Below are 10,092 nucleotides of genomic sequence, written 5' to 3'. Positions count from 1 at the left end.
CGCCGCGCCGCCCGTCGTCGAGTCGCCACCGTCACCGCCACCGCCGCCGAATCCAGCGCTTGAACACGGCCATCAGGCTCGCCGCGAGCGGGCGCGGGACCGAGCGTTTGAGCAGACCGAGGACACCCTCACGCCGATGACGCCGGACCAGTTGCAAAGCCTGATTCGATCCCTGGAGATCACCGAGGCGGTGGCGGCGGACCAGCGACCACCCGAAGCCGTGATGACCGCCGAGGCGCTGAATTTGAACGCGACGCGGCCACCCGTGGTCCGGGTGGCCCAAGGGTTTGGCACCAGCATCGTCTTTACCGACCGCACCGGCGCCATTTGGCCGATCACGGCCTATCAGGGATTCAACGATAAGCTGTTCGCCGTGTCCGCCAGCACCACCAGTGGCGACAAGGACGATCTCCCCACCCTCCTGGTGGTGCAACCGGTCGCGGGGGCGGGGGCGGGCAACCTGGTCGTGACGCTCAAGGCCCTGCACACGCCGGTGGTGTTGAGCCTGGCGCTGGGCCAGAAAACCATCGACGCCCGCAAGGAGTTCAAGCTGCCCCTGGCCGGACCCAACGCCGCAACGGAGTACCACGCGGCCAGTCCCACCGGCATCGACGCGGCGCTGCTCAATGTGTTGAACGGGTTACCGCCCTCGGCGGCGGCGATCCGTGTCCAGATCGGCGGCGTGGAGCCGGACGCGATGGCGTGGCGGGACGGGGACGCGCTGTATCTGCGCACGGTCGCCGAACTGTACAGCCCCGAATACCGCCAGCGAGCCAGCCAGCCCAGTGGCCTCCACGCCTACCAATTGCCGGATGTCCCGGTGTTGCTGGTGAGCTTCAACGGCCAGATGACCGAAGCCCTGGTCAAGGAGTGAGAACGATGGCGATGTCCCTGAATCAACAACAGGCGCTCGGATTGGTTTTGGGCCTGGTGGTCGTCGGGGTGGCCACCCTGTGGGCCACCTGGGAACCCGCGATGCCGGTCCCGTCCGCCGCGCACGCGCCGGGCGTGAACGGGGTCCAATCCGTGCCGGGTGGACCGCAGACGCCGGAATACGCGCGATTGCAACACATGGCGGACGAACACCGTGCCAACACCGCCCGCGAACGGGGCGGTAGCGCGGTGCCGTCCCCGCCCGAACTGCAACCGCGCGCGGGCGATACGGCGCCCGACGCGCCATCCCCGCCGCGAACCGCCGCGCCACCCGCCGCCGCCGCATCCGCGCCGCCGCGTGCCGCGCCACCGGACGAAACCGACCGACTGACGGCGGCGTTCGCCCGCGCCATGCACAACCAGGCCCAGGATCTGATGGCCTATCGGGAACGCTTCGAGCCGCCACCGACGCGGATGGTGGTCTTCGAGGATGTCCAGGGCCAGCGGGCGCGCGCCGAAGCGGAAAAACGGGCCGAGGTGCTTCGGACCGAATCACGCGCGCCGCGCCCACGGGATGGGCGGGGTCTTCCGCAGCCGGGCGATATCCTCTTTGCCGTCCTGCAAACGGCCATCAATAGCGACGAGCCGGGTCCGGTGCGCGCCCAGGTGGTGGGCGAACGCTTCAAGGGCGCGATGTTGTTGGGGACGCTCGCCACATTTCCGCCCGTCGTCGGGAGTCGTCCGGAGCGCGTCCAGGTCGCGTTCAACGTTCTGACCACCCCCGACCGCCAGACCCATGCCATCCGCGCCTATGCCATCGACACCGAGTCCGCCCGCACGGCGCTGGCCACCGGCGTCGATCATCACACTCTGGAACGCTGGGGCTCCCTGCTGGCGTCGAGTTTTCTGGAAGGCTACGGCCAGGCCGTCCGTAACAGCAACAGCATCTCGACGGTCTCTGCCTTTGGCAGCGTCGTCACCGTACCGAAGGACGGGATCGATCACGGCGACATCGCGCGCGAGGCCCTGGGGACTGTGGGGCAACGGATGAGCGCGGCGGTGGCCGAGAACTTCCAGCGGCCCAATACCATTGTCGTCGCCGCCGGGACGGGCATCGGCGTGCTGATGGTCGCGCCGGTGGAATCCCGTCAGGACACCGGAGAACCGTCGACGGCCACCGCCGCGTCCCCGACGCCGCGAACCGCGCCGCCGGAGCGCTGGCCGCCGGCGAGCGACCCGGTCAGGCCGTCCGCTTTGCCGTCCGCTTCCCGGTAATCCACTGCCGAAGGAGTCTCGCCATGTCCGAGTTGCCGTCAATAGACGAGGAGGCCCGCCAGGACGCACCGCCCGTCACCGATCGCCCATCGGCCGTCAAACCGCCGCGTCGGTGGCCCGGCTTCGGGATGAGTGTCGTCGTGGTCGCGGTGGTCGTGGCCCTATGGTACGGCGCGGCGGGTGTCCTGCGCGAAACCGGCCTGTACGACGTGTCGCGGTGGGGGTCTCCCTCGAACGATACGCCCAGCCTGGCGGCTCTAGCGGATCGGTCGGCCCAGTCGGCTCGGTCGCCCACCGCCACCGACGCTCCCGCTCCCGCCGCGATGCCCGATCGGAAGGCGCCCGCTTCCCCGGTGTTGTCCGCGACCCAGGGGGCCTCGCTCCGGGATCAGCCGCCCCGCGCGCCGCCCGCCGAACTGCCGCGATTCACCGTGCGGGACGGCGAGCAGTACGATTTTCTGACCGATCTGGACGCCGAAACCCTGAAGCGGTTGGCGGAGGTCCAGGGTCAGTTGGACGGCTTGGGCCAACAAGTCATCGCGCTTCGCCAGATGGTGCAAGGGCTGGTGAGCGAGGCCGGTCAACAACGCCTCCGGGACGACACCCGCCAGACCCGGCTCCAGGCGGACCTGAGCGCCGCCCGGCGGGCCATCGCCACCCTGCAAACCACCGTCGAGGACGTGGAGGCCCGGCTCAAGCGGGCCGGTGGCGGCGGGCTGGGCGGACCGTTCGGTGCCGAAACCGTCCTCTCGGCCAACGGCCGTGCGGTTCCTGGTTGGTCGGTGAAGGCGGTCAGCGGCCACCGCGCCTGGTTGCGCACGCCGAAAGGTGGGGAGGTGACCGTGGTCGCCGGTGAGCGGCTGAAAGCGCTGGGCGCGGTGCGGACGGTCGATGCTCGCCAGGGCATCGTGGTGATGAGCGACGGCCGGGTGGTGCGGTAGGCAACCCCGCTCGCCGATGCGCGCCACGACGGCACGCCAAGCCATTAGGTGATTCAGAGGCGGTCCTGTCAAAAAACTGGGTTCGGGCGGTTGGCGGTGAGGAATCCGGAGGGCCGAGCGCACGGCGTCGTTCGAGTTGATGTTCGTGATGACGACCGTATCGGCGGCTTTTTTCTATACTTGAAAAGCACAAGGGGTGTCAGGATGGATAGGGGGAGGGCACTATGTCACGGCTTCAGCAAGCCCGTCTTGCAGCAATCGTCAACCAGGCCCGGCAACGGGTTCCGGAATTTGAGCGGCGACTGGACCGATTGGCGGCGTTATCCCCGGATGGCCAAAGAAAGTTTATCAATAAGACGGGCTCGCATAGCCGGGCCACGCCATCACGGGATCTGGAGCATCGCCTGATGCTGTACGGCCAGCGACGCTTAGGCACCGTTGCCCGCGAAATGGTGCTGCTGCATGAAATGAAGCGGCGCGACGCGCTCACCGCGCAGACTCGCATTGAGTGCAAGGGCGCTTTCTGGCAAGCATTTCAGGGGACGGTCGAGCAACCGGCCTGTCACACCAGTCCGGGGTTGTTACTGTTCGATGGTCTGCTGCCCACGGTCCCGGTCACGAACGTGACCATCAAGCGTCATCTCGTTGTGGTGTTCGGCGATTGCATGCTCATGCCGGTGGCGGTCAACAAGCTGGATAGCTGGCTGGACGAAACCATGGGATGGGCGGCGCTTACCGAGGCCGCCAAAGGTGTGGCTCAGGGGGCGGAGCCGGCCGAAGCGGTAGCGGTCTACATCGACGCGATGCGGGAAGCCTACGCCTCGGTGCTGGATTTGACCCCGCGCGAGCTGGCGCTGGCCAGCGCTGGTCCGTCGCTGGGTCCCGCCCGGACCGAGCTGATTGTCGAGGACGAGTACCAGACCGCTTACGATGCCCTCACCGCCCACGATGAGATCCTCATGCACGGTCCGCCCGTACACGAGATTCAGAACTATCAGGCTGAGATCCAGCAGGAAGCGGGCGCCGCCAGCGGCGAGACTTAGCCCAGCTTCGCCGGATGGCACTAGACCAGGCTTCGCTAGGACCAGCAACAGCCAGGCGCCGGCATCGACCCGATCCTTGGCCACGCCCGCCAGCGAGATACAGCATCGCCAGGCGGGTCTGAGCCGGGGCAAAGCCTTGGAGCGCGGACCGGCGCAGCCCATCGGCGGCCCGCCCGTGGTCCCGGCGCGGTACCCAGGGTGTAAAGCTACCCAACTCAAACGGAGCGGCGGCGTTCCCTTGGACGGTGGCCCAGCCAATCCAATCCAAGGCGGTGTGTTCGTCGGGCGCGATGTCGGTCCCAGTGACGTAACGCAGCCTCAGGCCCAGTTGAGCCGCCGCATCGCCAGAGGCGGCCCGCCGGTGTGATTCCGCCAGGGCGGAGGAGATGGCATCATGTCGATCCCCACAGCCGGCCAGGCGGAGACCGAGCAATGTGCCCAAAACCAAGTCGTGGGCGATCATGAAGTCTATAACCCGCATGGCAAGGAGAACGCGATGACCGAACCGTTGATGGTCCAGAAATCCCCTTATCCCGTGGTGGTGGAAGCCGGCCAGCGCTACTGGTGGTGTGCGTGCGGTCGGAGTCAGACCCAACCCTTCTGCGATGGCAGTCACCAAGGCAGCGGCTTCGAGCCGGTGGAATACCAAGCGCGGAAATCCGGCACGGTCTATTTCTGTGGCTGCAAGCGCACCGGCAACCAACCGTTGTGCGATGGAACGCACGCCACGCTTTGATCCCGCGCGGCGCGGCAACGCGGCGCCTGTTCACCAGGCCTTTTCCATCGCCGTCATCTCGGAAGCTGGCGAGACGCGAGGCAGGGCGGGTCGGTGATCATCGGCTCAGTGCCGGTGCGAACCGGTGGCGCCCGGCGCGTGTTCGAGGCTGTCGATCAGTACCGCCACGGCATAGGCCACATCACCGCCTGCCATCTTGCCATCCAGCACCCAATCGGCCAGGGCGCGCAGCCGCTCGGGCAGACGCGCGAGCCACTACTCGCCGGTCTCGTCGAGAATGCCTTGGCGGCGGGCATGGGCCAGCGCCACCAGGTCATCGGTGGTGGGGGATTCGGCGGCGTCGGTCAGGTCAGTGCGGTGTGGGGTGGCATTATCGGACATGATCGGGGTTCCAGGGCAGTCGGCTCCAACGATCACCGGATTTTCCCTGAACATGAAAACGCACATCCATCGCCATCTTGTCGAAACCGCCCGAGGTCTGTCCGTCGAACTGGCCGAGGGCATCGCGGCAGCCGGGCCGCTGGCGTTGCCGAAACCGGCAACGCGGAGTCTGGGCGTGTTCCTGGCTCGGGCCGTGATCGGCCAGCAACTGTCGGTGAAAGCAGCCCGCCGGATCTGGGGACGGGTCGAAGAAGCTGCCCACACGCATGCGGGCGATCTGCTGGCCTTTTGGACCGAGGAACACGCCCCGATCCTGAAGACGTGTGGGGTGTCCGGCCCCAAGGTCCAAACGCTGCTGGCGCTGAACGCGGCCGAAGCCCGAGGCGACTTGTGCCCAACTCGCCTGCGCGCCCTCACCTCCGAGGCCCGCACCGCGCACTTGTGCCGGGTTCGAGGCATCGGCCCGTGGACCGGTGACATGGCCGCGATCTTCTATTTTCAGGAACCGGATATCTGGCCGGACCGGGATGCCGCCGCCAACAAAGCCTTCCGCCGCTTGCTCCGTGAGGGGCAATCCCTGGCGGAAGCCGCCGCCCGGTTCGCTCCTTACCGCTCGTTCCTGGCGCTGCATTTGTGGCGGTGGGTGGACGGGGCGCTCTGAAGGACGATCGTCGGAATTTGAGAAGGCTGGGCAAGGGTCTTCTCTTTACGATTGATCCTTGGTGTGACTCCGTATTCCCCGCCCCCATGGCGACTGTCTTGACAGTCAAGGGTACAGGGCGGTCGTCCGTGGTTTAGACCGCTCCGTGGCACCTGGGGTCAGTCGAGGAGAGTGACGATGACCGCGATCTATCTGGAGCGGCGCGAGCCGGCTCATAATCGGCAGCGCTTCTATACCCTCACCGTAGTCCAGACTCTGTTTGGTTCATGGATGCTGATCCGGGAATGGGGCCGGATCGGGCATTCCGGCACGGTCCGGGAAACTGGGTTCGAGACCGAAGCCGCCGCCATCGAGGCAGGCGCGAAAATCCGCCGGCAGAAGGAAAGACGCGGTTATCGCGCGGTTAATAGAGTCGAGGCGGCAAGCTAACAGCTTGAAATAATTTATTGATCGATCAAAACTATTATTTTATTGATCCCAAAATGGGAACATGGCTATACTGAATGAATGAGGATTATCGCCCGCAAAGCGCTCCAGGAATTCTGGGACCGCCATCCGGACGCCGAGCAGCCGTTGAAGGCGTGGTTTAAGTTCGCGCAAAAGGCGGACTGGAAAGCCCCGGTGGAGGTGAAGGCAGACTATCGAAACGCCAGCATCCTGGAAGATAACCGGGTGTGTTTCAACATCGCCGGGAACAAATATCGGCTGGTGGTGAAGGTCAACTATCCCTATCGGATCCTGTATATCCGCTTTGTAGGCACGCATGCGGCGTACGACAAAATCGATGTAACCCAGGTATGAAAGAGGCCAGACATGGACATCAAACCGATTAGAACCGAACGGGACTACAGGGCCGCGCTTGAGGAAATCGAGCGGTTGATGGACGCGGAGCCCGAGACGCCGGATGGAGACCGGCTGGATGTGCTGGCGACGCTTGTCGAGGCATGGGAAGAAAAACACTTCCCCATTGAGGAGCCAGACCCTATCGAGGCCATCCAGCATCGGATGGAAGCGCTTGGCATGAGCCGCAAGGACCTGGAGCCGATGATTGGCGGACGGAACCGGGTTTCCGAGGTACTTTCCCGCAAGCGCCCGTTGACCATTCACATGATCCGCCGTCTGAGCGAGAGAATGCACATTCCCGCCGGCATTCTCATTCGGGCTTACGAGACAGGGGATAAAAGACTGTAAAGGAGGCGGGTGGAAGCAGCCGCCTCTTGCTCTTTCCCCTTATTTTTTGCTTTTAGGGGAGCAAAATGTGAAAACCCAGACTTTAAATCTGTGATTTCGCTGTTTTTGAATTACGCGGTCCGGTGAGGGGACGCGAATTCATATGGGTATCTTAAACGCTATGGCAGCGACGAGACCCTATGCGATGCCTTGCCGCGATCCCACGCTTGGGCGGAACAGGAGCAGCAGCACCAGACAGCGGTCGCGGGCCTCGTGCCGCGCCCCTGGACGGCGTCCAGCAGGCAGTCCACCTCGCGCGAGGTCAGGTGTTAGCGTTCATCCTTCGTTTGTCTCATGTTCGGCGGTTTGGTTCCTTGCGAATTCAAGGGCTTGCGAGGGTCCGCCCCGTCAACAGAGGATAGAAGAGTACATTTTGTCCATTGCTGTTCTTTAGTGAATTTTTCAACCCCCCGTGTTATAGGTAATTTACCAGCAGGCAGGAGGGGTTGTATGCCGAACGAACAGGAAATCCGCTTCAATCTGAAGGCCGTCGAGAACGCCGTGGCCCAACAGCGGCTTGAAGGGCTCGAAGTACCGCTTGAGGTGATCGAGGACATGAAGCGGGCCGCCCGAGGCGAGATCGACATCGCGGACGGTATTAGAAACACCTACGAAAAGTTTGCGCATGGCGAAGTACGAGGGCCAGGATCACTACCTTGATCCTGAAACGGGCGTTCTCCGGAACCGGCTGGGCATCACCGACGAAAGCGAGCTGGAAAAGGCCGAGGCTTCTTTCGTGGCGTGGCGAAGCTATGAATTGAGCCAGAAGCCGATTGCGGGGCACTTCGATCTTGCCCACCTGCAAGCCATTCACCGGCATCTTTTCGGCGATGTGTACGATTGGGCGGGCGAAATCCGAACCATCGATCTTTCCAAGGGAAATTCCTATTTCGCCAACCACGCGCGCATTGTCGGAGCGGCCAGTCCGATTTTCGAAAAACTGGCGAAAGAGCAATCTCTGAAAGGATTGGACACCGCCGCGTTCAGCGAGCGAGCGGCCTATTACCTTGGTGAGATCAATGCCTTGCATCCGTTCCGGGAAGGCAACGGCCGGGCGCAACGCGAGTTCGTCAACCACCTGGCCCGCGCCAACGGTTACGGGATCGACTGGACGAGCATGAGTCCGGAAGCGATGACGCAAGCCTCGATTGAAGCCTTCCATCGGGGAGATACCGCGAAATTTGCCGCTTTCATTCGTGAAAATATCCGGCGGTTGTCAACGTCAGGCCAATAGTTTTGCCCGACCCTTTTGCCGCTTTTGGCTCTTGCCGGATCAATAGGTTAGTGCCTTGATGCTGACCGCGCAAAAGGGAACTTTTTTGCCGCGTCCCGAAGCGCGCGACGAGGCCGGGCTGGAACCAATGGGCCTCGGCAAGCCAAAATAGATTTCCGGTGAAGCGACACTCGATCTGAGTGAAGGAGGTGCCGGTGTCCGTCGATCTTCGCAAGCGCATCGTCGATCTGAGCAAAAAAGCGGCCTTCGCCGCCAACAAACACGGGATCGAAGGCCAGCGCGCCCAGGTGGTGCTGGTGCTAGACATTTCGGCCTCCATGAACGCCCTCTACAAATCCGGCGTGGTGCAGCGGGTCGTCGAGCGCATCCTCGGCTTGGCGGTCGCTTTCGACGACGATGGCCAGATCGACCTGCTGCTGTTCGGGACGAACGCCTATCCGCTGCCGGCGGTGACGCTGGACGAGATCGAGGGCTACGTCGAGCGGGTGATCTTGGCGCAGTACAAAATCCGGGAAGCCACGAACTACGCGCCGCCGTTGCGGATGCTGTTGAAGAAATACCGCGCTCCCCAACCGGCTCCCGCGTTCGTGATATTCATCACGGACGGCGGCAACGCGGATCGGTCGGCCACCATAGAGGTGATCCGCGAGCTATCCCGCCAGCCGGTGTTCGTGCAGTTCGTCGGGATCGGCAAAGAGGACTTCCCGTTTCTGCACAAGCTGGACGAGCTCTCGGGCCGGCTGATCGATAATGCCGGTTTCATGCCCGTCAACGATCTGGACGCGATCAAGGACGCCGAGCTGTACGATCGGTTGCTGAACGAGTTCCCGCGTTGGCTGGAAAAGGCGCGGGAAAAAGCCATTCTTGCCATTTGAACGCGTCGGATGCGGGATCGACCGGCTGGCGGCGGTCGGGCGAACGCGGACCGGTCGGTGCCTGTCGGGCGGGTGGCGGGCTTGCCGGTCGGAGCCGCGATGCCGTGTCGCGCGAAGGGACCCAAGAACGCGAAGAGGTCGAACTCACCGTGAGCGACATCATCCTGCGAGACGCCACCGCCGCCGACTGGGCGGACGTGCTGGCCCTCAACCAGGCGCACCGGCCCCACGTCGGCGCCCTGACGCCGATCGGGTTGCGCCAGTTGCACGAACAGGCAATCTATTTTCGACTGGCGGAAGCAACGGGAACCCTCGTCGGATTTCTGATCGCGCTCGACCCGTTGGCCGAGTACGGCAGTCTCAATTTCCTCTGGTTCAAGACGCGATACGAGCGGTTCGTCTACATCGACCGGATCGCGGTGGTTGCCGCGAAGCGCCGATGCGGAATTGCGCGGCATCTGTACGAAGACCTGGAAAGATTCGCCGGCGCGCGAGGGTTCGACCTCCAGGGCTTTGAAGGTGGTCAAGATCTGAGTGGTTGCGGCTCAGTTGGCCTGGTGGCGCAACGCCAGCAGGCGGGCCACGGATACATGAGGTCGGTGGGGATCGTGGGCCCGCTTCACGGGCGGCTTCTTGGGTCCACGCGGATGCTTGCGATACTTTCGCAATTGGACTTGCTCGGCCGTGGTGATTAGCCAAGCCGCCATCGTCGCCAGGGGGGAGGTTTGGAACACCGCCCAATCCCGGGGGCTCGATCAGGGTTTCCAGGCTCTCGGCTACCCGGGCCATTTCGTTGACGAGATAGTAGCCCGAAATGCCGTCGTCGATGGCTGCGGCCCGTGA

At 63.9% G+C, this 10,092-nt stretch carries 15 protein-coding genes; 14 read left to right on the top strand and 1 reads right to left on the bottom strand.

Features of this window, described 5'->3' with window-relative positions; translation table 11 throughout:
- From E4P82_RS18740 to E4P82_RS18715, 6 genes are all read left to right on the top strand, one after another.
- A partial coding sequence (locus tag E4P82_RS18740) for a DotH/IcmK family type IV secretion protein (protein WP_169250299.1) occupies positions 1–874 on the top strand: 874 nt, incomplete at its 5' end.
- Positions 875–879: 5 nt separating this feature from the next.
- A complete protein-coding gene (locus tag E4P82_RS18735; RefSeq protein ID WP_169250298.1) occupies positions 880–2,148 on the top strand; it encodes a DotG/IcmE/VirB10 family type IV secretion system protein in 1,269 nt (422 codons plus the stop codon).
- 23 nt (positions 2,149–2,171) lie between these two features.
- The gene (locus tag E4P82_RS18730; RefSeq protein WP_169250297.1) at positions 2,172–3,089 is read left to right on the top strand and encodes a hypothetical protein; all 918 of its coding nucleotides are present in this window, start codon (positions 2,172–2,174) and stop codon (positions 3,087–3,089) included.
- Positions 3,090–3,313: 224 nt separating this feature from the next.
- Complete coding sequence (locus E4P82_RS18725) at positions 3,314–4,132, top strand: hypothetical protein (protein WP_169250296.1); 819 nt, start codon at positions 3,314–3,316, stop codon at positions 4,130–4,132.
- A gap of 76 nt (positions 4,133–4,208) precedes the next feature.
- Positions 4,209–4,499, top strand: coding sequence for a hypothetical protein (locus E4P82_RS18720; RefSeq protein WP_169250295.1), 291 nt, complete (start codon positions 4,209–4,211; stop codon positions 4,497–4,499).
- 27 nt (positions 4,500–4,526) lie between these two features.
- Positions 4,527–4,868 (top strand): CDGSH iron-sulfur domain-containing protein, encoded by a 342-nt coding sequence (locus tag E4P82_RS18715; protein ID WP_312915710.1) that lies wholly within the window; start codon positions 4,527–4,529, stop codon positions 4,866–4,868.
- A gap of 255 nt (positions 4,869–5,123) precedes the next feature.
- Here the strand turns inward: E4P82_RS18715 and E4P82_RS22955 are convergent, their stop codons facing one another.
- On the bottom strand, positions 5,124–5,249 hold the full coding sequence (locus E4P82_RS22955; RefSeq protein WP_281383731.1) for a hypothetical protein: 126 nt from the start codon (positions 5,247–5,249) through the stop codon (positions 5,124–5,126).
- Positions 5,250–5,301: 52 nt separating this feature from the next.
- Between E4P82_RS22955 and E4P82_RS18710 the strand changes: the two genes are divergently transcribed.
- The 8 genes from E4P82_RS18710 to E4P82_RS18675 all read left to right on the top strand — a co-directional run bounded on the left by E4P82_RS18710 (position 5,302) and on the right by E4P82_RS18675 (position 9,944).
- Positions 5,302–5,910 carry a DNA-3-methyladenine glycosylase family protein gene (locus E4P82_RS18710; protein ID WP_169250294.1) on the top strand — a complete coding sequence of 203 codons (609 nt, stop codon included), beginning with the start codon at positions 5,302–5,304 and terminating at the stop codon, positions 5,908–5,910.
- Between the two features lie 177 nt (positions 5,911–6,087).
- Complete coding sequence (locus E4P82_RS18705; protein ID WP_169250293.1) at positions 6,088–6,339, top strand: WGR domain-containing protein; 252 nt, start codon at positions 6,088–6,090, stop codon at positions 6,337–6,339.
- A 78-nt stretch (positions 6,340–6,417) separates the two neighbouring features.
- Positions 6,418–6,711 (top strand): type II toxin-antitoxin system HigB family toxin, encoded by a 294-nt coding sequence (locus E4P82_RS18700; RefSeq protein WP_169250292.1) that lies wholly within the window; start codon positions 6,418–6,420, stop codon positions 6,709–6,711.
- Positions 6,712–6,723: 12 nt separating this feature from the next.
- Positions 6,724–7,101, top strand: coding sequence for a helix-turn-helix domain-containing protein (locus E4P82_RS18695; RefSeq protein WP_169250291.1), 378 nt, complete (start codon positions 6,724–6,726; stop codon positions 7,099–7,101).
- A 489-nt stretch (positions 7,102–7,590) separates the two neighbouring features.
- The gene (locus E4P82_RS18690) at positions 7,591–7,800 is read left to right on the top strand and encodes an antitoxin VbhA family protein (protein ID WP_169250290.1); all 210 of its coding nucleotides are present in this window, start codon (positions 7,591–7,593) and stop codon (positions 7,798–7,800) included.
- On the top strand, positions 7,766–8,374 hold the full coding sequence (locus tag E4P82_RS18685; protein WP_169250289.1) for a Fic/DOC family protein: 609 nt from the start codon (positions 7,766–7,768) through the stop codon (positions 8,372–8,374). Before E4P82_RS18690 ends, E4P82_RS18685 begins: the two co-directional genes overlap by 35 nt.
- Positions 8,375–8,568: 194 nt before the next feature.
- The gene (locus E4P82_RS18680) at positions 8,569–9,249 is read left to right on the top strand and encodes a VWA domain-containing protein (RefSeq protein ID WP_169250288.1); all 681 of its coding nucleotides are present in this window, start codon (positions 8,569–8,571) and stop codon (positions 9,247–9,249) included.
- A 149-nt stretch (positions 9,250–9,398) separates the two neighbouring features.
- Complete coding sequence (locus E4P82_RS18675; protein WP_211203220.1) at positions 9,399–9,944, top strand: GNAT family N-acetyltransferase; 546 nt, start codon at positions 9,399–9,401, stop codon at positions 9,942–9,944.
- Positions 9,945–10,092 lie beyond the last annotated feature (148 nt).

It is taken from the genome of Candidatus Competibacter phosphatis (assembly GCF_012939995.1).
GTDB classification, from domain to species: domain Bacteria; phylum Pseudomonadota; class Gammaproteobacteria; order Competibacterales; family Competibacteraceae; genus Competibacter; species Competibacter phosphatis.
This window is presented reverse-complemented; position numbering and strand designations above follow the sequence as displayed.